Annotated in this window: 21 protein-coding genes and 1 pseudogene; 8 read left to right on the top strand and 14 right to left on the bottom strand. The window is 70.7% G+C overall.

Translation table 11 applies throughout. From position 1 onward, the window contains the following. Positions 1 to 12 precede the first annotated feature (12 nt). The 6 genes from BEI_RS07235 to BEI_RS07210 all read left to right on the top strand — a co-directional run bounded on the left by BEI_RS07235 (position 13) and on the right by BEI_RS07210 (position 6,067). Entirely contained in the window at positions 13 to 483 is a 471-nt protein-coding gene (locus BEI_RS07235) for a (2Fe-2S)-binding protein (RefSeq protein WP_097788881.1), read from the top strand. Then, positions 483 to 2,741 carry a xanthine dehydrogenase family protein molybdopterin-binding subunit gene (locus BEI_RS07230; RefSeq protein WP_097788880.1) on the top strand — a complete coding sequence of 753 codons (2,259 nt, stop codon included), beginning with the start codon at positions 483 to 485 and terminating at the stop codon, positions 2,739 to 2,741. The genes BEI_RS07235 and BEI_RS07230 overlap by 1 nt, the downstream gene beginning before the upstream one ends. Before the next feature lie 2 nt (positions 2,742 to 2,743). Continuing rightward, positions 2,744 to 3,715, top strand: a complete 972-nt coding sequence (locus tag BEI_RS07225; RefSeq protein WP_097788879.1) for an XdhC family protein — start codon at positions 2,744 to 2,746, stop codon at positions 3,713 to 3,715. A 61-nt stretch (positions 3,716 to 3,776) separates the two neighbouring features. Beyond that, positions 3,777 to 4,751, top strand: coding sequence for a GNAT family N-acetyltransferase (locus BEI_RS19450; RefSeq protein ID WP_097788878.1), 975 nt, complete (start codon positions 3,777 to 3,779; stop codon positions 4,749 to 4,751). Between the two features lie 190 nt (positions 4,752 to 4,941). Beyond that, the gene (locus BEI_RS07215; protein WP_097788877.1) at positions 4,942 to 5,778 is read left to right on the top strand and encodes a class I SAM-dependent methyltransferase; all 837 of its coding nucleotides are present in this window, start codon (positions 4,942 to 4,944) and stop codon (positions 5,776 to 5,778) included. Between the two features lie 7 nt (positions 5,779 to 5,785). Continuing rightward, positions 5,786 to 6,067, top strand: a complete 282-nt coding sequence (locus BEI_RS07210) for a DUF503 domain-containing protein (protein ID WP_097788876.1) — start codon at positions 5,786 to 5,788, stop codon at positions 6,065 to 6,067. Positions 6,068 to 6,158: 91 nt separating this feature from the next. Here the strand turns inward: BEI_RS07210 and BEI_RS07205 are convergent, their stop codons facing one another. Both BEI_RS07205 and BEI_RS07200 read right to left on the bottom strand, forming a co-directional pair. Continuing rightward, positions 6,159 to 6,440: a hypothetical protein gene (locus tag BEI_RS07205; RefSeq protein WP_097788875.1), complete on the bottom strand. Its 282-nt coding sequence runs from the start codon at positions 6,438 to 6,440 to the stop codon at positions 6,159 to 6,161. 157 nt (positions 6,441 to 6,597) lie between these two features. Continuing rightward, positions 6,598 to 7,482 carry a class I SAM-dependent methyltransferase gene (locus BEI_RS07200; protein WP_097788874.1) on the bottom strand — a complete coding sequence of 295 codons (885 nt, stop codon included), beginning with the start codon at positions 7,480 to 7,482 and terminating at the stop codon, positions 6,598 to 6,600. Between the two features lie 502 nt (positions 7,483 to 7,984). On the opposite strand from BEI_RS07200, the gene BEI_RS07195 reads away from it, so the two are divergent. Continuing rightward, on the top strand, positions 7,985 to 8,353 hold the full coding sequence (locus BEI_RS07195; RefSeq protein WP_097788873.1) for a nuclear transport factor 2 family protein: 369 nt from the start codon (positions 7,985 to 7,987) through the stop codon (positions 8,351 to 8,353). Between the two features lie 53 nt (positions 8,354 to 8,406). On the opposite strand, the gene BEI_RS19250 is transcribed toward BEI_RS07195, so the two are convergent. From BEI_RS19250 to BEI_RS07150, 10 genes and pseudogenes are all read right to left on the bottom strand, one after another. Next, positions 8,407 to 8,643 (bottom strand): BBE domain-containing protein, encoded by a 237-nt coding sequence (locus BEI_RS19250; RefSeq protein ID WP_227644677.1) that lies wholly within the window; start codon positions 8,641 to 8,643, stop codon positions 8,407 to 8,409. 606 nt (positions 8,644 to 9,249) lie between these two features. Next, positions 9,250 to 9,657: pseudogene (locus tag BEI_RS19245) on the bottom strand (FAD-binding oxidoreductase); the annotation flags it as partial. Between the two features lie 328 nt (positions 9,658 to 9,985). Continuing rightward, positions 9,986 to 10,714 carry a lipoyl protein ligase domain-containing protein gene (locus BEI_RS07185; protein WP_097788872.1) on the bottom strand — a complete coding sequence of 243 codons (729 nt, stop codon included), beginning with the start codon at positions 10,712 to 10,714 and terminating at the stop codon, positions 9,986 to 9,988. A gap of 13 nt (positions 10,715 to 10,727) precedes the next feature. Continuing rightward, positions 10,728 to 11,474: a 2-oxo acid dehydrogenase subunit E2 gene (locus tag BEI_RS07180; RefSeq protein WP_097788871.1), complete on the bottom strand. Its 747-nt coding sequence runs from the start codon at positions 11,472 to 11,474 to the stop codon at positions 10,728 to 10,730. A 10-nt stretch (positions 11,475 to 11,484) separates the two neighbouring features. Further along, on the bottom strand, positions 11,485 to 11,721 hold the full coding sequence (locus BEI_RS07175) for a lipoyl domain-containing protein (protein WP_097788870.1): 237 nt from the start codon (positions 11,719 to 11,721) through the stop codon (positions 11,485 to 11,487). Between the two features lie 15 nt (positions 11,722 to 11,736). Beyond that, complete coding sequence (locus BEI_RS07170; RefSeq protein WP_097788869.1) at positions 11,737 to 12,759, bottom strand: alpha-ketoacid dehydrogenase subunit beta; 1,023 nt, start codon at positions 12,757 to 12,759, stop codon at positions 11,737 to 11,739. Between the two features lie 33 nt (positions 12,760 to 12,792). Then, entirely contained in the window at positions 12,793 to 13,863 is a 1,071-nt protein-coding gene (locus BEI_RS07165) for a 2,3-butanediol dehydrogenase (protein WP_227644629.1), read from the bottom strand. Positions 13,864 to 13,902: 39 nt separating this feature from the next. Then, the gene (locus BEI_RS07160; protein WP_097788868.1) at positions 13,903 to 14,889 is read right to left on the bottom strand and encodes a thiamine pyrophosphate-dependent dehydrogenase E1 component subunit alpha; all 987 of its coding nucleotides are present in this window, start codon (positions 14,887 to 14,889) and stop codon (positions 13,903 to 13,905) included. 14 nt (positions 14,890 to 14,903) lie between these two features. Next, the gene (locus tag BEI_RS07155; protein ID WP_097788867.1) at positions 14,904 to 16,484 is read right to left on the bottom strand and encodes a GMC family oxidoreductase; all 1,581 of its coding nucleotides are present in this window, start codon (positions 16,482 to 16,484) and stop codon (positions 14,904 to 14,906) included. Between the two features lie 55 nt (positions 16,485 to 16,539). Next, on the bottom strand, positions 16,540 to 17,058 hold the full coding sequence (locus tag BEI_RS07150; protein ID WP_097788866.1) for a twin-arginine translocation signal domain-containing protein: 519 nt from the start codon (positions 17,056 to 17,058) through the stop codon (positions 16,540 to 16,542). Between the two features lie 347 nt (positions 17,059 to 17,405). Here BEI_RS07150 and BEI_RS07145 point away from each other — a divergent pair, with 347 nt between their 5' ends. Further along, a complete protein-coding gene (locus BEI_RS07145) occupies positions 17,406 to 19,382 on the top strand; it encodes a sigma-54-dependent Fis family transcriptional regulator (RefSeq protein WP_097791027.1) in 1,977 nt (658 codons plus the stop codon). Here BEI_RS07145 and BEI_RS07140 read toward each other — a convergent pair. Both BEI_RS07140 and BEI_RS07135 read right to left on the bottom strand, forming a co-directional pair. Next, positions 19,371 to 20,000: a carboxymuconolactone decarboxylase family protein gene (locus BEI_RS07140; protein WP_097788865.1), complete on the bottom strand. Its 630-nt coding sequence runs from the start codon at positions 19,998 to 20,000 to the stop codon at positions 19,371 to 19,373. The two genes, BEI_RS07145 and BEI_RS07140, sit on opposite strands and share 12 nt — an antisense overlap. 244 nt (positions 20,001 to 20,244) lie before the next feature. After that, positions 20,245 to 21,741, bottom strand: coding sequence for a pyridoxal-phosphate dependent enzyme (locus tag BEI_RS07135; protein WP_097788864.1), 1,497 nt, complete (start codon positions 21,739 to 21,741; stop codon positions 20,245 to 20,247). Between the last annotated feature and the right edge of the window lie 93 nt (positions 21,742 to 21,834).

Below are 21,834 nucleotides of genomic sequence, written 5' to 3'. Positions count from 1 at the left end.
AGGAGAACGACCGTGACGACCCTGACCATCAACGGGGAGACCCACGAGCTCGATGCCCCGGATGACATGCCCCTGCTCTGGGCGATCCGCGATCTCGTCGGCTTCACCGGCACCAAGTACGGCTGCGGCCGCGGCCTCTGCGGGGCCTGCACCGTGCACCTGGACGGCCAGCCCACCCGCAGCTGCATCACGCCGATCTCGGCCGTGGGCCAGCGTGAGGTCACCACCATCGAGGCCCTGGCCGACGACCCGACCGGGTCCAGCGTCCAGCAGGCCTGGCGCGAGCTGGACGTGGTCCAGTGCGGCTACTGCCAGTCCGGCCAGATCATGGCCGCCACCGCGTTGCTGCGCGACAACCCGTCGCCGGACGATGCCGCCATCGACGGCGCCATGGGCGGCAACCTCTGCCGCTGCGCCACCTACGTCCGCATACGCGCCGCCATCCACGCGGCGGCGGCCTCGCTCGGCCAGGAGGTCTCCTGATGCATGCACTGGCGAAACGGCAGGATCGGCCCGAGGCCGCGGCCGAACTGCGGATGATCAACGTCAGCCGGCGCGGCTTCATGAAGGGCACCGCCGGCCTGGCCCTGGGGCTCTACCTGGCTCCCCTGTCGGGCCGCGGCGGCCAGGGCCTGGCGGCCGGGCAAGACGGCGCGTTCGCGCCCAACGCCTTCCTGCGCGTGATGACCGACGGCGAGGTCGTGGTGATCGCCAAGCACCTGGAGATGGGTCAAGGCACCTACACGGGCCTGGCGACCCTGGTCGCCGAGGAACTGGATGCCGACTGGCAGCGGGTGAGCGTCGAGGGCGCCCCGGCGGACACCCAGCGCTACAAGAACCTGCTGTTCGGCCTCCAGGGCACCGGCGGCAGCACCTCCATCGCCAACGCCTTCGAGCAGATGCGCCAGGCCGGCGCCACGGCCCGCGCCATGCTGGTGTCGGCCGCCGCCGCCCGGCTCGACGTGCCGGCCGAGCGGCTCACCGTGCGCGACAGCCGGGTCCTCCACGAGGCCTCCGGGCGCGAACTCGGCTTCGGCGAACTGGCCGAGGCCGCCGCGATGCTCCCGGTGCCGGCGTCGGTCACCCTGAAGACGCCCGACCGGTTCACGCTGATCGGCAAGCAACGGCTGCACCGTCAGGACGGCCCCGCCAAGACCGACGGCAGCGCGCGTTTCACCCAGGACGTCCGGCTCGAGGGCATGCTGATCGCCGTGCCGGCCCATCCGCCGCGCTTCGGCAGCCGGCTGGCGAGCGTCGATGATGGCGAGGCACTCCAGGTGCCCGGCGTGGTGGCCAGCGTGCGCTTCCCCTCCCCGACCCGGGACGGCGATCTGGTCGCCGTGCTGGCACGCAATACCTGGGCCGCCATCCGGGGGCGCGATGCGCTGACCCTCGAATGGGACGACAGCGACGCCCTCACCCTGAGCACCGACGCGCTCGAGGCCGACTACCGGGAGCGGGCCGGCCGGCCCGGCCAGCCGGTCACTCGGCGCGGCGACGCCGAGACGGCGCTGGACGAGGCGGCCCGGGTCATCGAGGCGGAGTACGTGGTGCCCTACCTGGCCCATGCGGCCATGGAGCCGCTGAACTGCGTGGTGGAGCTCGGCGACGATCACTGCACCATCCACAATGGCGAGCAGTGGCAGACCATGGATCAGCAGCAGGTCGCCAACCTGCTCGGGCTGTCTCCCCGGCAGGTCACCATCCACCAGCTCTATGCCGGCGGCAGCTTCGGCCGCCGGGCGAACCCGGTCAGCGACTACGTGCTGGAGGCGGCGGCCATCGCCCAGGCCGCCCGCGCCCATGGCCAGGACGCGCCGATCAAGATGGTCTGGACCCGCGAGGACGATACCCGCGGCGGCCACTACCGCCCCTTCAACCTGCATCGCGCCCGGCTCGGGCTCGACGCCGACGGACGGCTCACGGCCTGGCACCAGCGCCTGGTCGGCCAGTCGATCATGATGGGCACGCCGATGGAGTCGATGATGGGCCAGGACGGCATCGACCCCACCTCGGTCGAGGGCATCGCCGAGTTGCCCTATGCCGTGCCGACGCTCAACGTCGAGTTGCACACCCCCCGGGACATCGGCGTGCCGGTGCAGTGGTGGCGCTCCGTGGGCCACACCCACACCGCCTTCTCCACCGAGAGCCTGATCGACGAGGCCGCCGTGGCGGCGGGCCAGGACCCCTATCGCTATCGCCGCGAACGGCTCCCCCAGCATCCCCGCTGGCGCGGCGTGCTCGACCTGGCGGCCGACAAGGCCGGCTGGTCGTCGTCCCTCGCCGCGGGCGCCGAGGGCGTGCGTCGCGGCCGCGGCATCGCCGTCCACCAGTCCTTCGGCAGCTTCGTCGCCCAGGTCGCGGAGGTCTCCGTGCACGGCGACGGCCGGCTCGAGGTCGACCGGGTGGTCTGTGCCGTGGACTGCGGCCTGGCGATCAACCCGGACATGATCCGCGCCCAGATGGAGGGCGGCATCGGCTTCGCCCTGGCGGCGACGCTGCACAGCGAGCTGACCCTCGAGAACGGCCGGGTCCAGCAGGACAACTTCGACGGCTTCCGGGTGCTGCGACTCGACGAGATGCCCCGGATCGAGGTGCATATCCTGTCCTCCGCCGAGGCGCCGACCGGCGTCGGCGAACCCGGGGTGCCACCGCTCGCCCCGGCGGTCACCAACGCCATCCATGCCGCCACCGGCAGGCGCATCCGTCGGCTGCCGATCGGCGACCAGCTCAAGGCCTGACCGTGCGCGCCCTGGATGTGGAAGTGGTCGAGGCCGCGCGGCGCTGGCACGCCGCCGGCCACGACCTCTGGTGGTGCACGGTGCTGTCGACCTTCGGCTCGGCGCCCCGCGAGCCCGGGGCCCTGCTGGTCGCCCGGGCCGACGGCCGGCACGTCGGCTCGCTGTCCGGCGGCTGCGTGGAGGAAGACTTCCTGGCGCGGCTCGACGGCGGGGCCTTCCGGGCACCCGCCCAGATCGCCGTCTACGGCGACGGCGCCGATGCGCTGGGCGGCGAGCGGGTGCGCCTGCCCTGCGACGGGCGGCTCGAGGTGCTGATCGAACACTGGCCGGCCGATGCCACCCATCTCGAGGTGGCCAGGGAGCTCGACGCCTATGCCGAGGCCTTGCGGGTCGGCCAGCCGCGAGCGCGTCGCCTGGCCCTTGGCGACGGCCGCAGCCGCTGGGCCGCGGCCGAGGCCACGGGCCCCCGGGTGGAACGCGACGAAGAGACGGTGCGTATCCGCGTGGGTCCCGCCGCCCGACTCCTGATCGCCGGGATCTCGCCGGTCGCCCAGTACTGCGTGCAGTTCGCCCGGGCACTGGGCTTCGAGGTGGTGGTCTGCGATCCCCGCCCCGAGGCCTGGGACGGCTTCGAGGCCGGCGATGCCCGCTGCCTCCGGGAGCTGCCGAGCGAGTTCCTGCGCCGCGAGGGCGCCCATCGCGCGACGGCGGTGGTCGCGCTGACCCATGACCCGCGCCTGGACGACCTGACCATGCTCGAGGCCGTCCGCGGCGAGGCCTTCTACATCGGCGTCATGGGGTCGAAGCGCACCTCGGAGAAGCGCGCCGAGCGGCTGCGGCGCACCGGCGGCCTGGACGAGCAGGCGCTGGGACGCATCCGCATGCCGATCGGCCTGGACCTGGGCAGCAAGACGCCGGCGGAGATCGCCCTGGCCACCCTGGCCGATGTGGTGCGGGTCATGCGCGGGCGCTGATCCTACCGGGCCACCGCCGGCGACACCTCTGAGCACATCGCCCCCGGAGAGGCGTGACACCATGGATCCTCGCCTGCTCTACTCCCTGGCGGCGGACGCCATCCTGGTGATCCATGCGGCCTTCGTGCTGTTCGTGATCCTGGGCCTGGCGCTGACGCTGATCGGCAAGTGGCGCGCCTGGCACTGGGTGCGCAACCCCTGGTTCCGCCTCGCCCACCTGCTGGCGATCGGGGTCGTGGTGCTGCAGGCCTGGCTGGGCGCCCTCTGCCCCCTCACCGCCTGGGAGATGGCGCTGCGGGAGAAGGCCGGAGACGTCGTGTATGCGGGCTCCTTCATCGCCTACTGGCTGCACCGGCTGCTGTTCTACGAGGCCCCGGCCTGGGTCTTCCTCCTCCTCTACACGCTGTTCGGCGGCCTGGTGGTCCTGAGCTGGTTCCGGGTTCGCCCTCGCCCCTTCGGCCGCCCGGGAGGCCATGACGCCGCAGCAAACCAGCTGCCGCGTCGAGGGGAGGACACAGGCCGCGAGGGGCTCGAGGCGGCAGACCTGCGCCTGCGCCCCACCCTGCCCGGCGACATCGCCTTCGTGTGCCGCGCCGAATCGGCGCCGGAAAACCGCCGCCACATCGAGGCCTGGTCGCGGACCGACCACCTGGCCTGCATCGACCGCGAGGACTGCTCTCACCTGATCATCGAGGACGACCGGGCCGAGCCCGTGGGGTACGTGATCCTTCAGGGCCTGGCCAGCCAGGAACGCGAAATGCTGCTGCGCCGGATCGTGGTCACCCGCAAGGGGCATGGCATCGGCCGCCGCGCCGTCGAGGCGGTCATCCGCCTGTGCTTCGACACCCTGGGGTTCCGAAGGCTCTGGCTGGAGGTCCATGCCGACAACACCGGCGCCCGCCGGCTGTACGAACGGCTCGGCTTCCGGGTGGAGCGGGTTCGGCGCAGCGACGCCGGCTCCGTTGCCATGGTGCGCATGGCGCTGGACGCCGATGCTCCCGACCCGCCTTCCGGCCCCTCGTCGGCGAGCCCCTGATGGACTCCCGGCGCCCCCTTCCCCGGCACGGGGCGTCGAGGACAGGCCGCCGGACCCTCCCGGAGCCGGTCGCGTCCTCGTTCATCGTTCCATGTCAGGCAATCGAGGTTCGCGCTCTACAATGAAGGTGACGAGCCATTGAGCAGCCTGGTGGTGGGCGGCACCTCGTCCGACGCTCAGGGGAATCGCCATGCCCATTCTCGACCTCGACCCGATCCGCGATGCCTGGAGCAGCCTCGCGGCGGGCTATGATCGGATCGTCACGCCCACGCACCTGTGGCTGGGGCACGAGGCCCTGCGTCGCGCCGGCCTCGCCCCCGGCATGTCGTTTCTCGACGTGGCCTGCGGCACCGGCGCCCTGAGCCTGCCGGCGGCCCGGCTGGGTGCCCGCGTCACCGCCATCGACGTCTCCCCCGCCATGGTCGAGCGGCTCAAGGCCAGGGCCCGACAGGAAGGGTACGAGAATCTCACGGCCCGGGTCATGAACGGTTGTGCCCTCCAGCTGGACGACGACACCTTCGACATGACCGGGTCGCAGTACGGCGTCATGCTCTTCCCCGACCCGATCGCCGGCCTGGCCGAGATGGTGCGCGTCACCCGGCCGGGTGGCACGGTGGTCGTGATCACCCTCGGCCTGCCCGAGGAAGTGGACGTCATCCGTTTCATGATGGACGCCATCCAGGCGGCCGTGCCCGCGTTTCCCGATCTTCCCCGGGATCCGCCGCCGCTGCCGTTCCAGCTCGCCCGCCCCAACAAGCTGCGTCACCGGCTGATCACCGCCGGCCTGCGGGACGTTCGCGTGGAACGGGTCACCGAGAGGCTGGGGTTCGCGACGGGCCAGGCGCTGTGGGACTGGCTGATGAGCAGCAACCCCATTCCCGGCCAGCTGGTCGCCGACCTCTCGCAACAGCAACAGGCCCGGGTCCTCGAGGAGCTGGACGCCCGGCTCCGGGAACGGGCCGGCCGCGACGCCTCCGCGGTGCTGACCGGCCGGGTGAACATCGGGATCGGCACCAAGCGGGGCTAGTGCGACCATGAACATCGGCATTCTCACCCTGCGGATCGCCCTGCCCGGCTGCGCCTCCCTCAAGGAGAAGCGCCAGCGCATGCACGGCATGCACCAGCGCTACGGGCGCAACCCGGCGGTGGCGGTATGCGAGAGCGCCGAACGCAACAATCGGGAAGCCAGCGAATGGACCTTCGTGGTGGCGGGGCAGACGGTGCCGGAGGTCGAGTCGCTGTGCAGCGAGATCGAGGACAGGGTGCAGCGCACCGTGGATGGGCGGGTGGTGGAGACGACCCGGGAGATCCTCTAGCAGCCTGTCGGGTTTCCACAGCCAGACGCGCCTCGCCCCGCACGGGGGCGGGGCGAGGACGTTGCGGATCGTCAGGCATGGCGCCTCGGCCTCAGGACGTGGCCTCGCGACCGAGACGCAGGTCATCCCCGGAGTCCGCGAAGCGCGTCTCGCCGCCGCGAGCCTGCAGGGCCTCGCGAGCCTGGCGCATCGTCTCGCTGTCGCCGCCGATCTCGGCGGCTCCCGGGCCGCTCGTCGCGGTCGCGCCGCCCTGGCTCAGGGTGGACAGCGGCTCCTGGTTCAGCTGCAGGGCACGCTCGGTGGCGTTGTCGTCGTGGGCCACCAGCGGCAGGGCGGCGAGGAGCAGGGCGGAAAGGGTCAGCTTGGTGTTCATGATCAGCCTCCTGTGAGTGTCGTCGGTTGGGGCCGTTGCTTCAGGCTTGTTAGCACTCTAACTAACGGCCCAGACGAACAAAAGAGACCGATTTCGACCAATATATTCTATTTTATCGAATATAAGACGGCCGCCCCGGCCGGGACGCGCCTACGCGTCACGGCGCCTCGTCCAGCGGCTTGCGGGCCCAGACGGTCCAGGAGCTCGAGCCCATGACGACCTTGCCCTCCTTCTCGAAGGGCGCCAGCGCCTCGCGCAGGGCCGCCTCGATCTCGGGGCGTTGCCGCTCGGCCTCCTCGCCGGCCTCGCGGAATACCTCCCCCGCCGGGCCCAGGGCGAGCTGGAAGCGCATCGCCTCCTCCACCGAGTCGCCTACCTCCACCGGACCATCCTCGCGATCGAAGCCGATGTCCTCGAAGCCGGCGATCTCCAGCTGCTGGCGCACCACCTCGGGGTCGGCCATGGAGAAGGGGCCCGGGCCGCAGGTTCGGGCGCCCTCCCCGGGGGGCGGCAGGAAGTCGAGCACCACCCGCTTGGGCAGCCCCAGCCAGGGATTGGCCTCGATGTCGCGCCAGACGATGAAGATCAGCTCACCGCCGGGGCGCAGCGCCTTGTGGATGTTGCGCATGGCCGCGACGGGATGCTCGAAGAACATCATGCCGAACCGCGAGAAGCAGAGATCGAACTCCGACCGGAACGGATAGCGCTCCACGTCGGCGGCCACGAAGCGCACGTTGTCGACGCCGGCCTGCTCGGCGCGGCGGCGGGCGTCCTCCAGGAAGGACTCGACGCAGTCGATGCCCAGGACCTCGCCCCGGGGCCCCGCCATCCGGGCCAGCTGGATGGCCGTGTCGCCCCAGCCGCAGCCCACGTCCAGGATCCGGGCACCCGGTTCGATCTCCAGGTCCTCGAGGATCACCCGGCTGTGGTAGCTGAGGCCATTCATCAGGATGTGCTGGTAGCGGTTGAACTTCTCGGCCAGGGTATCGTTCCAGAACTCGACGTACTCGCTGGCCGGTTGGGATTTAGGGGATGTGCTCATACCGGCCTCCCGTCAGGGGTGCGCAGGCACCCAGGGGGAATGGGAACCGCGAGGCCACAGGAGGGCATCTGCCCTGCGCCTGTCGGCATCACGGGGTCGTCCCTTAGTTCTAGCAGGCTCGGCGTACACCGTGGACGGGGATGCCCGAGAGAAGCGATCACGGCAGGGCGTCGAGCCCGGTCGCCCTCCACCCAGGACCGTACCGATCTCGCCTCGCAGGTCCTGCGAGTTGAGGACGACGGGGCCATTGGCCGCCGCCGGTCCGACTCGACCTGTACTAATCTGAATCCAGCCTGAGCGATGAACCTTTCGGCATGTCCGCCATCGGTGGATCTTCTCGATACACATCCATCGTCTTCCTCCCCCAGGCGGAAGAACAGGTTCCCGGTGCGAGCGAAGAGCCGCAAGCGGTTAGTGCGTCGTCTCGGGAGCGCGACGACACGACGAGCCAGCCTTCGGGCAGCGGGACGAAAGCCGCTGGCTGAGATACAGGAGAATGGCAATGAATGCAGCCGATCACCTTGGCGCCTATGCCGAGGGCTGGACGAAGGGGGATGCCGACACCATCCTGGGTGCCGTCACCGAAGACTACAGGTTCGATGACCCCAATGCCGGCGTCATATCCCGGGACGAGCTTTCCCGTTATCTGTCGGAACTGAAGGAGACCGTTCGCTCGCTTCGTGGCGGCCAGCTTTCAGACCCCTTCATGGAACTCTCGGAGGTCGTGACCCAGGAAGCCGAGGACGGGCTCACGGCGTGGTGCTGGTGGGCCGTGCCGGGGACCGACATCCAGGGCGGCGGCTTGATCAAGGTTGGCCCCGGCGGCGTGAGATCAGAGGTCATCACCTATTACACGAAGCTTCCCGCCTGAGCGGTGACGCCGGCACCACGACCAGCCACGCGGCACTGGACTGACGCGGGGGACTAGCCCGGCGCCGCCGGGATGTTCTGGTTGAAGCGGAACAGGTTGGTGGGATCATAGCGGCGTTTCAGCGCCGCGAGCCGTTGATAGTTGGCGCCGAAGGCGGCCCTGACCTTGGCCTCGCCCTCGTCCCCCAGGTAGTTGACGTAGGCTCCCTCTTCCAGGAAGGGAGCCACGGCCCGGAAGCACCGGCGCCCCCACTCGATGTTGGCGCCGGAATCCTCGTCGTCCTGCCACATGTGGATGACCAGTACGCTGTGCTGGGCGTGCCGGTGGACGAAGGCGGTGTCCTGGCTCCCCACGCGGCCGACCGCGCCGCCCAGGTGCTCGATGGCGATCGCGGCGAAGGGGGATGGCAGGTCACCGGCGAAGGCGTCGACCATCGCCTCGATGGCCGCATCGCTGAAGTCGCGCATGAAGCCCGCCTTCCAGTAGTGCCGCAGCCCGGGCCGGAACACCTCGGTGAGCAGGTTCTGCACCACCGCGTAGGGAACGGGGGCGACGGTATCGAGCAAGGGGGGACCGATCGCGCGCAAGGGCCGAACCAGCCTCTCGCCCTCTTCGAGATCCCCGCAATGACACACGATGACGTCCAGGGCGGGACCCTCGGGTCCCGAGAGCAGGGTGGCATCCGCCCTCAACTCATCGGGAGCCGCGCGGGACCAGTCCCGGTAGACACGCAGTACATCCTTGGCACGGTCCAGGGGAAAGACGAGCTCGCCGCCGAGCACCGGTCCCACGGGATGCAGCCGATACTCGAAGGACGTCACGACACCGAAGTTGCCGCCCCCGCCGCGCAGCCCCCAGAACAGGTCGGGGCGCTCGTCGGCGCTGGCGGTCACGAGCTTCCCTTCCGCGGTGACCACATCGGCCGACAGCAGGTTGTCGCAGGCGAGGCCGTACTTCCTATTGAGATAGCCGATCCCGCCGCCCAGGGTGAGTCCCGCGATACCGGTCGAGGGCACGATCCCCCCGGTGGTCGCCAGCCCGAAGGCCTGGGTCTCGTGGTCGAAGCTCCCCTAGGTGGCTCCTCCCTCCGCCCGGGCGGTCCCTCTGGCCAGGTCGACGCGTACCCCCTGCATGGCCGACAGGTCGACCACCAGGCTACCCTCGGCCACGGCGCTACCCGTGACGCCGTGGCCACCGCCGCGGATCGCCACCGGCAGGTCCGCCTCGCGGGCGAAACGAACGGCCGCCATGACGTCCGCCACGCCCCGGCAACGCACGATCGCCTCGGGCCGCTTGTCGATCATGCCGTTGAAGACCCGGCGCGCGTCGTCATAGCCTTCGTCGTCGGGGCCGACGAGCGAACCACGCAGGTGCTTTCGCCATGCCTGACGGATCTTCGGATCCACATCCCTCACCTGTCCCGGCCTGGCGCCGGGTATGCCAGTCGTCCGGAAGCGGCCATCCGGGTCGTTCCCGCGACGGAGACATCGCTTGCCGGGGTATCCCGTTTCCCGACGCTTACCCTCACTATAGCCCGGCCGCGGCGGCCGCCGAGGCGGACTCGATGGCCGAGCCGGGGACGCCAGGATGACCGGGCGGGAGAGTGTCGGCTCTGGGCCCGCCACCTTCACCTCACGCAGGTGCCGGTCGGGCCTCCACCAGGCGCGCCAGCAGGTCGGGGATGGCGGTGTCGAGGTCCAGCTCGGGTAGCGCCTGGGTCAGGGCCACATGGCTCGCGCCCTGGAAGCGCTGGGGGTCGTCGATGGCGGCCTGGAAGGCGTTGACCACTTCGACCAGCGCCTCGGGGGTGTCGCCGACCTGCATGGCGCCGTGGACCAGCAGCGCCATGTCGCGGCAGCCCCGCACCCGGCGCCAGCGCTGGGCCGTGCCGACCAGCTTGCGCCCGCCGATGCGCACGTTGAAGCGCCCGTCGCAGTAGGCCCCGGGTACCGGCCCCAGGTCGGCATCCGCCACGCCCAGGACCTCGAGCCAGTCGCACCAGGGATCGCCCAGGCGGTGATAGCCCCACTCCAGGTGCGCCGCCGAACTGCCCACCCGGCAGCGCACGGCCAGCGCCAGGTTGACCACCGCCTCGCTCTGCGGCACCGGGGTGCCGCCGGTGGAGCGGAAGCGGATCGGCCAGCCCCGCTCCACCAGTCGGTCGCGGGCGTCGGGAAACCCCGCCAGGCGCTCGTGGCGACGCGGCATCACCAGGCCCCGGTCCCGGGGCGACCAGGCCAGCCAGCCGATCTCGACTTCGCCCTGGCAGACCATATCGAGCAGGGCTTCCTCGGCGACGAGCCCCTCCTCCACGGTGGGGCGTTGCAGGGTCATGCTGGAGAAATCGAGCGGGCCGGCCATGGTGTCCCCCGGATCAACGGATCAGTTCGTGGTCGAAGGCATCGGGCGCGAGCGTCTCGATGCGCTCCCCCAGTCTATCGAGAAAGGCCGCCGCCGGCGCCCCGTTCACCGCACGATGATCGAAGGTCAGCGACAGGCCGATCACCTCGGCCAGGCGTATCCCGCCGTCCTCGTCCGGCAAGGCCCGCCACTGGGTGCCGCCGATGCCCAGGATGGCCACCTGGGGCACGTTGAGGATGGGCGTGAAGTGGTGCACCCGGGAACGCCCCAGGTTGGAGACCGTGAAGGTGGCCCCGGTCAGCTCGCGCACGCCGAGCCGGCCGGCACGGGCCTTGTCCACGAGGTCGCGGCGGGCCCCGGGCAGCGCCCCCAGGCCCAGGTCCTGGGCGTCGAACAGCGCCGGCGCGACCAGCAGGTCGTCGGGCAGCGGCACGGCGAGTCCCAGGTGCACCCCGGGATGCTGGGTGATGCGGTTGTCCTCCAGGGTGGCGTTCAGCGCCGGGAATTCGACCAGCGTCTGCACCACCAGGCGCAGCAGGACGTCCTGCACCGAGGGGGACGGCAGGCCCCGCGCGCTGCAGTGCCGGCGCAGGGCCGTCACCGCGCCGAGCTCGGCGTCGGCATGGTGGGTGAGCTGGGCGCTGGATTGCAGGCTCTCGCGCATCCTGGCGGCGATCATGCCGCGCATCCCGCGCAGCGGGATCTCGCGCGGCCGGCCGGCCGCCCCCTCGGGGGCGGCGGCTTGGGTCGGTGTCGTCATGACGACCTCCTCAGGCTTCCAGGCTGGCGATGGCGGTGCCCTTGGCGACCACCTCGTCTTCCTGCTTGGCGATGGCGAGCACGCCGGAGACGGGCGCCTCGATCTCGTACTGGGCCTTCTCGACCATCACCTCGGCCACCAGGTCCCCCTGGGCCACCTCGGCGCCGTCGTTCACCAGCCAGGCGGTGATCACGCCCTCGCCGTCGCCTTCCCAGAGGTCCTCGGGAACGGTAATCGCGGTCTGCATAGGGGGTCTCCTCGTTCAGTCGTTGAGCAGCATCTGATGGAAAGCGGCGACGATCTTGTCGGCATCGGGCAGGGCCCACTGCTCCATCGTCGGCGCGAAGGGAATCGGGATGTCCGGGTAGGCCACCCGGGCCGGGGCGGACTTGAGGCGATGGTCGTGCTCGACCACGCTGGCGATGATCTCGCCGCTGACGCCGAAGCTGTGGTAGTCCTCGTCGACCACGATCAGCCGGCCGGTCTTGGCCACCGAGGCGCGCACCGTCTCGCGGTCCAGCGGCACGAGGCTTCGCAGGTCGACCACCTCGACGTCGAAGCCCTCGTCCTCCAGCGCCCCGGCCGCCCGCAGGCAGTGATGCACGCCGGCCCCCAGGCTGACCAGGGTCAGGTCGCGGCCCTCGCGGACCACGGCGGCCTTGCCGATCTCGACGGTGTAGGCCTCCTCGGGCACCGGCACGGTGGCGCCCTTCTCGGTGCCCAGCCAGCCCATGCCCTGCAGCGCCTTGTGGTACATGAACACCACGGGGTTGTCGTCGCGGATCGCCGCGGTCATCAGCCCCTTGGCGTCATAGGCGTTGCTCGGCACCACCACCTTCATGCCGGGCAGGTGGGCGAAGGTCCCGTAGAGACACTGGGAATGCTGGCCGGCATCGGAGTAGCCGCCGCCGGTGGAGGTCATCAGCACCATGGGCACCTTGACCCGGCCACCGGAGAAGTAGGTGTTCTTGGCCATCAGGTTGTAGATGGCATCCATGCACACGCCGAAGAAGTCGACGAACATCAGCTCGACGACGGGGCGCATGCCGTCGGAGGCCGCGCCCACGGCGGCGCCGATAAAGGCGGTCTCCGAGATCGGCGTGTCGCGGACGCGTTCGGGACCGAACTCGTCATGGAGCCCGCGGGTGTTGCCGAACACCCCGCCCAGGGGGCCCACGTCCTCGCCCATCACGAAGACGCTGGGGTCGGCGCGCATCTCCTGGGCGGTGGCCTCGGCCATGGCCCGGGCGATGGTGAGCTTGCGTGTCGCAGTCGTGGTAGTCATGTCTTCACCTCGATGGTGGCGTGGCGGCCCGCCTCAGGCGGCGGGCTGCACGATGATCTTGACGTTCTGGTCCTTGCGGTGGACCAGTTCCTCGAAGCCCTTGTCGATGATCTCGGGCAGGGTGATGCGCCCGGTGATCAGCGGCTCGATGTCCAGCACGCCCTGGTCGATCAGGCGGATGACGTCGGCGAACTCGCCGCTGTAGGCCAGCGAGCCGACCACCTCCTTCTCGCTGGCCACCAGCTCGAAGAAGTTGTAGGCGCTGGGCTCCTCGAAGATGCCCACCATCACCACCCGCCCGGCCTTGCGGACGGTATCGATGGCGAGCTTGGCGGTGTCCTTGTGGCCGATGCACTCGAAGGCCAGCTCGGCGCCCCGTCCCCCGGTGAGCGCCTGGATCTCGGCGATGGCATCACACTCGCTGGGGTCGAGCACCACGTCGGCGCCCACCTCTCGGGCCTTGGCCTTCCGGGCGGCGGACATCTCCAGGACGATGATCCGCGCCGCGCCCTCGGCCCGGGCGCACATCAGGGTGCACAGGCCGATGGTCCCGGCCCCGACCACCACCACGCTGCGCCCCGCCACTCGACCTGCCTTGCGCACGGCATGCATGCCCACCGCCAGCGGCTCGATCAGCGCCCCGGCCTCGGTGGGGAACCCCTCGGGCAGCGCATAGACGATGTTGGCGGGCACGTTGACGAACTCGGCGAAGGCGCCGTCGTTCATCAGCCCGGTGAAGGCCAGCCGCTCGCAGAGGTTGTAGCGGCCCTCCCGGCAGTCGGCGCACTCGCCGCAGTGCTGGCAGGCATCGGCGGCCACCCGCTGGCCGGGCGCCAGCCCTTCCACGCCCTCGCCCACCGCGACGATCTCGCCGCAGAACTCGTGGCCGAGGATGCACCGGCCCTGGGCGCCGGTGAGCGGATGCGGCGCGTCGACCGGGATGAACACCGGCCCGGCCAGGTACTCGTGGAGGTCGGAGCCGCAGATCCCGCACCAGTGGACCCGCACCTGGACCCAGCCCGCCGCCGGGGCCGCGGGACGCGGCACCGTCTCGAGGCGCACGTCCTGGCGGCCGTGCCAGACCGCCGCTTGCATCGTGTTCATGGCATTGCTCCTGGTTGTTGTTGTCGATCCGGTGCCCGATCAGACGAAGACGGTGTCCAGCGCCGCCTCCGGGGGCAGGAACTCGCTGTCCTGGGCGAAGCGGATGGCGGCCTCGACGCGCTCCCGGGCCTCGGCAACGAGCGACGCATCGCCGGCCTCGTCGAGCAGGCCGGCCTCGAGCAGTGCGGCGCGGTAGCGAGGGATCGGGTCCCGAGCCTTGAGCCCGTCCTTCTCGCCCTCGGGGCGATAGTCCTCGCCGTCGCCCATGAAGTGGCCGGCCAGCCGGGCGGTCTCGATCTCGATCAGGCTCGGCCCCTGGCCCTCCCGGGCTCGGGCGATGGCCTCGCCGGCGGCGGCGAACACGCCCTCCACGTCGTTGTCGGCCACGTGATGGCCGGGCATGCCGTAGGCGGCGGCCCGCCGGTCGTTGCGCGGCACGGCGGTGGAGGCCTGCTTGGCCACCGAGATGCCCCAGGCGTTGTCCTCGATGACGAAGACCACCGGCAGTTGCCAGACGGCGGCCAGGTTCAGGGCCTCGTGGAAGGCGCCCTGGTTGGCGGCGCCCTCCCCCAGGAAGGCCACGGCGACGCCCGGCTTTCCTTGCATCTTCCGGGACAGGGCCGCGCCCACCGCCGGGCCCAGGCCCTCGCCGATGATCCCCGAGCAGGAGAAGTTCACCCGCTCGTCGAAGAGGTGCATGTGCCCGCCCCGGCCCCCGGCCAGGCCGGTGGCCTTGCCGAAGATCTCGGCGACCATGGCGTCCAGGTCCACGCCCTTGGCCACGGCGATGTGGTGCGGCCGGTGGGTGGCAGTGACGACATCGTCGGCCGTGAGGTGGGCACACACGCCCGCCGCGCAGGGCTCCTGGCCGTTGGAGAGGTGCATCTCGCCGGGGATGGGCCCCTTGGCCATGTTGAACACCGGGGTCTTGCCCTCCATGTAGAGCGTCTCGATGCGCTCCTCGAGATGGCGGCTGGTCACCATCTGGCGATACATCCACAGCCGTTGTTCGCGGGTCGGTTGCATGGGGAATCCTCCGCTCAGAGTTCGCGGCGCTGCATGCGCTCGGCGATGTGGTCGGCCTGGCGCAGCGCCAGGGCGACGATGGTCAGGGTCGGGTTCTCGGCGCCGCTCGAGGTGAACTGGCTGCCGTCGGAGACGAAGAGGTTGTCGATGTCGTGGGTCTGGCCGAAGCGGTTGACCACGCCATCGGCGGGGCGCGCGCTCATGCGGTTGGTGCCCACGTTGTGGCTGGTGGGGAAGTCCGGGACGTGGAAGATGCGCTCGGCGCCGGCGGCCTCGTAGCAGCGCCGGGCCTGCTGTTCGCCGTGGCGGCGCAGCTTCTCGTCGTTGGGGTGGTCGCCCTTGTAGACGATGGGCACCGGCAGGCCGTGCTGGTCGCGACGGGTGTCGTGCAGCGTGATGCCGTTGCGCTCCACCGGGAGGTCCTCGCCGCAGATCCACACCCCGGAGAGATGGTCGTACTTGTCCAGGGCGGTGGTGATGTCGCGCCCCCAGCCGGCGTGGGTGGGATCCATGAACTTGGCGAAGAAGGGCACCCCCAGCGACATCACCTCCAGGGTGTAGCCGCCGACGAAGCCCCGGGAACGATCGAGACGCGCCTCGTCGGAGATGATCCCGGCGAAGGTGGTGCCGCGGTGCATGTGCACGGGCTTGGGCATCACGCCGAAGATGCAGCTGGTGGCGTGGGTCATGTAGTTGCGCCCCACCTGGCCGGACGAGTTCGCCAGGCCCTCGGGGAACAGCGACGAATGGGAGTTGAGCAGCAGGCGCGGCGACTCGATGGAGTTGCCGGCCACGCACACCGCCCGGGCCCGCTGGCGGTGCCGGTTGCCGTCGCCGTCGGCATAGACCACCCCGGTGGCCCGGCCGTCGGCGTCGTGCTCGATCCTCAGCGCCATCGCGCGCGGGCGCACCTCGCACAGGCCGGTGGCCTCGGCGCGGGGTATGTCGGTGTACATGGTCGACCACTTGGCGCCGAAGCGGCAGCCCTGCATGCAGAAACCGGCGTGCATGCAGCGCCCGCGGTCGTCGTACTCCTGGGTGTTGATGGCCATGGGGCCGGCGCGCAGCTGGGTGTAGCCCACCCGTTCGGCGCCGGCGGCCAGCACCTTGAAGTTGTTGTTCCACTGGTGATAGGGCATGCCGGTGGACTCGCCGGTCACCCCCATGTGGCGCTCGGCGCGCACGTAGTAGGGCTCGAGTTCCTCATAGGAGATCGGCCAGTCCAGCAGGTTGGCGCCGGGAATGTCGCCGACCTCGCTGTGCAGGCGGAACTCGTGGGGCTGGAAGCGCAGCGAGACGCCGGCCCAGTGGATGGTGCTGCCGCCCACGCCCTTGACGATCCAGGCCGGCAGGTTGGGGAAGGTCTCGGTGAGCTGTCGGGGCCCGGCGGTGATGCGCTCGTCGAGCCAGGAGATCTTCTTGAACATCTCCCACTCGTCGTTCTCGATGTCGTTCATCTGGTAGCGCTTGCCGGCCTCCAGCACCACGCTCTTGATGCCCTTGCGGGCCAGGGCATGGGCCAGGGTGCCGCCGCCGGCCCCGGAGCCGATGATCACCACCACGCCGTCGTCGTCGTGGTCGAAGCGGGTCGTCATGGCGTCTCTCCTCTCGATTCGGTTGTTGTTGTCGCGTCATGGCGTGAGGGATGGCTCACAGCCAGTCGATCACCAGGTCGTTGAAGCCACGATGCAGGTAACCGCCCTGCTGCCAGGAGGCGCCCTCGTAGCCGAAATGCGGCTCCCACAGTTCGGGGTTGTCGTAGAGCCCGACCACCAGGGTGTTGCGGACCCTCTGGAAGAAGTCGCCGTCCTCGATCTCGCGCAGCAGCGCCACCCGGTCGGCCTCCCGGGGAATCTCGCCGTAGCGCATGCCGTGGGCCGCCTCGGCACGGCGGTCGAGATCGGCCAGGCCGTCGGCGATCAGCGTCCGGTCGCTGTCCAGCAGCGGGCGCAGCGGCTCGAGGTAGAAGCGATCGGCGATGGCCTCGTGGGGGTAGATGTCGCGGCCCAGGCGCAGCAGGCCGGCGGCGAGATCCGGGTCGGCCAGGGCCCAGCTCGGCCAGAGGCTGCCGGCGCCCAGCGCCAGGCCGCCGGCGAGCAGGGCGCCCTGCCCGGAGAGGGTGAGGAAGCGACGCCGGCTGAGCGTCGTCGCCTTGGGGGAAGGGATCATGGCATGGCTCCTCTTGTTGTTCCTGGAAAGCGCGCGAGGCGCGTCCCGGTGGCCGGGGCGGCACTAGGCCGCGCACCCTGACAAGGCAGCTTCCGTGCCAGAACTCACCAAAAACGGGATAACCAGCTGTTTTTAATGGGATAGCCTTCTCGCAGAAGGCGAGAGACAGGGCGGAAAGGCGGCGGGTGGAACGCGGGGGATTACACTGGACGTGACAAGCGCGTTTACAGGCAGCGTTACAGCTGTAACGAGGGCGACGAAGGTCGAATCACCGGGCCCGGGCGGGCCCCGTACCTTGAGAGCAGGACAACGACAAGACCCAGACGCGCCGACCAAAGGCCATGACCATGAGCACCGCACAGACACAGCGACAGCACGTCCAGACCATCCTGCGCTCGCTGGATGCGCCCTCGGGGGATGAGGACGCGGTGATCCAGCGCTCCTGGCGCCGCTGCATCGATCGCTTCGGGCTCGACCCGGCCGCTCCCAGCCCGCCCCGTTATGTCCCCGATCGCACCCTGCGCGAGCACCAGGACCAGGCCGACGCCCTCATCCAGGTGGCCCGGGCCGGGGTGGAGCAGCTCCATCGCCAGGTCCAGCCCCTGGACTACGTGGTGCTGCTCACCGATGCCCGCGGGATCGCCGTGCAGTTCCTCGGCGACCGCCAGGCCCAGCGCGAGCACCAGCGCACCGGCCTCTTCCTGGGGGCCGACTGGAGCGAGGAGCACGCCGGCACCTGCGCGGTAGGCACCTGCATCCAGGAGCGCGTGCCGCTGACCTGCCATCACAGCGACCACTTCAGCGCCCACCACATCCGCCTGACCTGTACCGCGGCACCGGTCTTCGACCCGGACGGCCAGCTGCTGGCGGTGCTCGACATCTCGGCCTATCGGTCCCCCGAGTCCAAGGCCTCCCAGACCTTCGCCCTGCAGGTGGTGAAGCACTATGCGCGGATGATCGAGGACGCCTACTTCCTGCAGCGCTATGGCGGCCGCCACATCCTCTGCCTGGATCGTTCCCGGGAGTTCGTGCAGATCAACCGACGCTACCTGCTCGCCCTCGAGGAGGACGGCACCCTGGTGGCCGCCAACACCGCCGGGCGCAAGTTGCTGCGCCACCACGACCTGCCCCTGCCCGGGCCCGGCGAGGCCCGGCCCTTCCGGGACTGGAACGTCCAGGACCTGCTCGACGCCGAGATCGGCGAAGTCCTCGACGGCCGGCACTACGGCGACGACCGGGTGCGGGCCTTCCGCACTCACCGTCACCACGAACTGCACTTCGCCACCCTGATCGAGCCCCAGCGCCGCCGCGCCCCGGCCGGCCGGGCACCCCGCCGGGACGCCAGCCTGGCGCCGCTGGAGGCCCTGGCCGACGACGACCCGGCGATGCGCGACACCCTGACCCGGGCCGCCCGGCTGCGCAACGAGCCCATCAACATCCTGGTGATCGGCGAGACCGGCACCGGCAAGGAGCGCATGGCCCGGGCCCTGCACGATTCCAGCCGGCGCCGCGACAAGCCCTTCGTGGCCATCAACTGCGCCGCCATGCCGGAATCGCTGATCGAGAGCGAGCTGTTCGGCTACGAGCCCGGCAGCTTCACGGGCGCCCGCAGCAAGGGCATGAAGGGGCTGATCGCCCAGGCCGACGGCGGCACCCTCTTCCTCGACGAGATCGGCGACATGCCCCTGCAGCTGCAGACCCGGCTGCTGCGGGTGCTGGCCGAGCAGGAGGTCCTGCCCATCGGCGCCAGCCGCCCCCTCAAGGTCGACCTGCGGGTGGTGGCCGCCACCCACCGCGACCTGCGCGGGCTGATCGACCTGGGCCGCTTCCGCGAGGACCTCTTCTATCGCTTGAACGGCGCCAGCCTGCGCCTGCCCCCGCTGCGCGAGCGGGCCGACCAGGGCTACCTGATCCGCCGGCTGTTCGAGGAGCTCCAGGCCGAGCGCGGCGATCGGCGAGTCCGGCTGCGCGGCGACGCCATGAGCGCCCTGCTCGCCTATCCCTGGCCGGGCAACATCCGCGAGCTGCACAACGCCCTGCGCTACGCCCTGGCCACCTGCGAGGACGACGAGGTGGTGGTCGGCGACCTGCCCGAGGAGTGCATCAGCGGGCACCTGGCCCACCCCGCGGCGCACTCTCCTGAGGGCATCGACGGGGGCCGGGCGGGGCCGGCCGGCCGCGAGGACCCGCTCGAGGAGGCCCTGCGCCGCCACCGCTGGAACATCAGCGCCGTGGCCCGGGAACTGGGGCTGTCGCGCCCGACCATCTATCGGCGCATGAAGCGCCTGGGCATCGTGCCGCCCAATCAGCAGTCAGCCCTCTGAGGCTGCCGGCCCGGCCGCCGAAAGCCCCGTGGCCGCCGTGGGGGCGATGGGGCGCCCCACGGTCAGCGCCTCGACCAGCTCGGCGGGCAGCTCGCGATAGGCGGCGTCCGCCTCGGCGCCCACGCCATCCAGGATCCGGGTGAAGAAGGCCCGGGCCGCCACCACGGCGACGAGGTCGAAGATCTCGTCGTCGGCCAGGCCGTGACCGCGCAGCTCGTCGATGTCCTCGGCCGTCACCGCCTGGGCCCGGCAGGCCACCTTGCCGGCGAAGGCCATCATGGCCCGCTCCGCCTCGCCGAGCGCCTCGCCCTCCCCCGTCACCGCCTCGCGCCAGGCGTCCGGGTCCATCAGCTCGCCCAGGGCCCGGGCGTGGGCCAGGGCGCAATAGGTGTTGCCCAGGGCCCGGGCGGCGGCCAGGGTCACCAGCTCGAAGCGCCGGGGCGCCACGTGGCGGCGGATGGTCGCCTGCAGGCTCGCCCAGGCGGCCATCACGTCCGGGCGATGGCTGAACGCCCGGGCATAGTTGGGCAGGTAGCCGAAGTGCGCCTGCTGACGCCGGTACATCGCCAGCACCTCGCCGTCGGCCCGTTCGGGATCGATCGTCGCGATATAGCTCATGAGTGATCCTCCACCGGCAGATGGGTTCGGCTTGACCGGCGGCAAGACTTCGCGAGGGCGCTGTGAACCCTTCCTTGGGCGCTACTTTTGCCCTGCGGCGCTAAAGCATCCTGCGTCGTTTGCAGGGCCTGGGTTGGCCATCCGTGGCCAACCCGCTCGGCGGGAAGAGCATCCACCGGATGTTCTTCTTCTTCCGCCTCGCCCATGGCAAAAGACCCTCGCTTCACCTTGCCCCCGGCGCCGATCATGACTGGGTGATTGGCAAGGAGTTCTCCAGCATGTTGGCCCTGGTGTGGAGCCACCCGGGCAGCAACGACTCGGGCACGATCTCCGCCTCGCCGTCGTAGGCCACGCCACAGGCATCGAGCCGTGCGCCCAGCGAACCGTCGCGCCAGGCCTCGAACAGCTCGCCGCAGCCCCCCAGGGGCTCCCCGCCGATGAAGATCTGCGGCAGGGTGGGGGCGCCGGTGCGCCGGGCCAGCACCGGACGCAACCGCACCCCCAGGTCGTCGGCCTGGCAGGCCGCCCCGTCGAGGTCGACGCTGCGGTAATCGATGCCCAGGCGAGTGAACAGCTTGCGCGCCGACCAGCAGAACTCGCACCAGGCCAGGCCGAACATCACCACCGGGGCCTCGGCCAGGCAGGCATCGACGAAGCGCTCGGCCTCGGTGTCGTTCGCCGCCTCGGCGGGGGCCTTCGCCGCCATCGGGGCCGGACGGTCGAAGCGATAGCCGGGCGTGGAGCGCGACAGGGCCAGTTCCTCGTCGTTCATCTCCTCGCCGATGCCGTCGAACAGCGGCGTGGACTGGTAGCGCTCGCCGGTGTCCGGGAGCATGCAGACGACATGGCTGCCCGTCGGCGCCCGCCTGGCCACGTCCAGCGCGGCGGCAAGGGTCGCGCCGCCGGAGATCCCGGCGAAGATGCCTTCCTGGCGTGCCAGCTCCCGGGCCAGGCGCAGCGCCTCCTCCCCGGCCACCGGCACCACCTCGTCCACCAGCCCGGCCGCCACGGCCTGCTGGGTGAGCGGGGAAACGAAGTCCGGGCTCCAGCCCTGCATCAGGTGCGGCCGGAAGCGCGGGTGGCTCGCCCCCGCGGGCTGTGCCTCGCCGCTGCCGAGCAGCGGGGCATTGTCCGGCTCGGCCACCACCACCCTGGTGGCGGGATCGGCCGCCTTGAGCGTGCCGGCCACCCCCTTGAGGGTGCCGCCGGTGCCGAAGCCGGTCACCCAGGCATGCAGCGCCATGCCCTCGAAGTCCTCGAGGATCTCCCGGGCCGTGGTCCGGCTGTGCACCTCGGGGTTGGCCGCGTTCTCGAACTGGCGGCACAGGAAGTAGCCGTGGGCCTCGGCCAGCTCGACGGCCTTGGCCAGCATGCCGCTGCCCTTCTCCGACGCCGGGGTCAGCACCACCCGCGCCCCCAAAAAGCGCAGCAGCCGACGGCGTTCCAGGCTGAAGTTCTCGGCCATGGTCACCACCAGCGGATAGCCCTTGCGGGCGCACACCATGGCCAGGCCGATGCCGGTATTGCCGCTGGTGGCCTCGATGACCGTCTGGCCGGGGCGCAGCGCCCCGCTGCGCTCGGCCTGCTCGATCACCGCCAGCGCCATGCGATCCTTCACCGAGCCCATGGGATTGAAGGCCTCCAGCTTGACGTGGACGTTCACCCCGGCCGGGGCCAGCCGGGCAAGGCGTACCGTGGGGGTACGGCCGATGGTGTCGAGAATGCTGTCATGGCGTGCCATGGGGACCTCCTCGGGGAACGTTGGGGGGACATTCGAAGCCTGGTTCCAGGGCGAGGAAGCGAGCGTGGGAGCCAGCGTGGTTTTTGGCCGCCT

The organism is Halomonas beimenensis, assembly GCF_002549795.1.
Taxonomy (GTDB): domain Bacteria; phylum Pseudomonadota; class Gammaproteobacteria; order Pseudomonadales; family Halomonadaceae; genus Halomonas; species Halomonas beimenensis.
Note: the sequence above shows the minus strand (reverse complement) of the source record. Positions and strands in the feature narration are given on the sequence as shown.

Excerpts from the sequence above, each read along its gene's own strand:
- BEI_RS07185 (WP_097788872.1), bottom strand. The coding sequence starts at position 10,714 with ATGGCCGGCCCGCTCGATTTCTCCAGCATGACCCTGCAACGCCCCACC.
- BEI_RS07145 (WP_097791027.1), top strand. The coding sequence starts at position 17,406 with ATGAGCACCGCACAGACACAGCGACAGCACGTCCAGACCATCCTGCGC.
- BEI_RS07155 (WP_097788867.1), bottom strand. The coding sequence starts at position 16,484 with ATGACGACCCGCTTCGACCACGACGACGACGGCGTGGTGGTGATCATC.
- BEI_RS07200 (WP_097788874.1), bottom strand. The coding sequence starts at position 7,482 with ATGAGCACATCCCCTAAATCCCAACCGGCCAGCGAGTACGTCGAGTTC.
- BEI_RS19450 (WP_097788878.1), top strand. The coding sequence starts at position 3,777 with ATGGATCCTCGCCTGCTCTACTCCCTGGCGGCGGACGCCATCCTGGTG.
- BEI_RS07180 (WP_097788871.1), bottom strand. The coding sequence starts at position 11,474 with ATGACGACACCGACCCAAGCCGCCGCCCCCGAGGGGGCGGCCGGCCGG.
- BEI_RS07215 (WP_097788877.1), top strand. The coding sequence starts at position 4,942 with ATGCCCATTCTCGACCTCGACCCGATCCGCGATGCCTGGAGCAGCCTC.
- BEI_RS07150 (WP_097788866.1), bottom strand. The coding sequence starts at position 17,058 with ATGATCCCTTCCCCCAAGGCGACGACGCTCAGCCGGCGTCGCTTCCTC.
- BEI_RS07210 (WP_097788876.1), top strand. The coding sequence starts at position 5,786 with ATGAACATCGGCATTCTCACCCTGCGGATCGCCCTGCCCGGCTGCGCC.
- BEI_RS07175 (WP_097788870.1), bottom strand. The coding sequence starts at position 11,721 with ATGCAGACCGCGATTACCGTTCCCGAGGACCTCTGGGAAGGCGACGGC.
- BEI_RS07230 (WP_097788880.1), top strand. The coding sequence starts at position 483 with ATGCATGCACTGGCGAAACGGCAGGATCGGCCCGAGGCCGCGGCCGAA.
- BEI_RS07170 (WP_097788869.1), bottom strand. The coding sequence starts at position 12,759 with ATGACTACCACGACTGCGACACGCAAGCTCACCATCGCCCGGGCCATG.
- BEI_RS07205 (WP_097788875.1), bottom strand. The coding sequence starts at position 6,440 with ATGAACACCAAGCTGACCCTTTCCGCCCTGCTCCTCGCCGCCCTGCCG.
- BEI_RS19250 (WP_227644677.1), bottom strand. The coding sequence starts at position 8,643 with ATGTGGCAGGACGACGAGGATTCCGGCGCCAACATCGAGTGGGGGCGC.
- BEI_RS07165 (WP_227644629.1), bottom strand. The coding sequence starts at position 13,863 with ATGAACACGATGCAAGCGGCGGTCTGGCACGGCCGCCAGGACGTGCGC.
- BEI_RS07195 (WP_097788873.1), top strand. The coding sequence starts at position 7,985 with ATGAATGCAGCCGATCACCTTGGCGCCTATGCCGAGGGCTGGACGAAG.
- BEI_RS07160 (WP_097788868.1), bottom strand. The coding sequence starts at position 14,889 with ATGCAACCGACCCGCGAACAACGGCTGTGGATGTATCGCCAGATGGTG.
- BEI_RS07140 (WP_097788865.1), bottom strand. The coding sequence starts at position 20,000 with ATGAGCTATATCGCGACGATCGATCCCGAACGGGCCGACGGCGAGGTG.
- BEI_RS07135 (WP_097788864.1), bottom strand. The coding sequence starts at position 21,741 with ATGGCACGCCATGACAGCATTCTCGACACCATCGGCCGTACCCCCACG.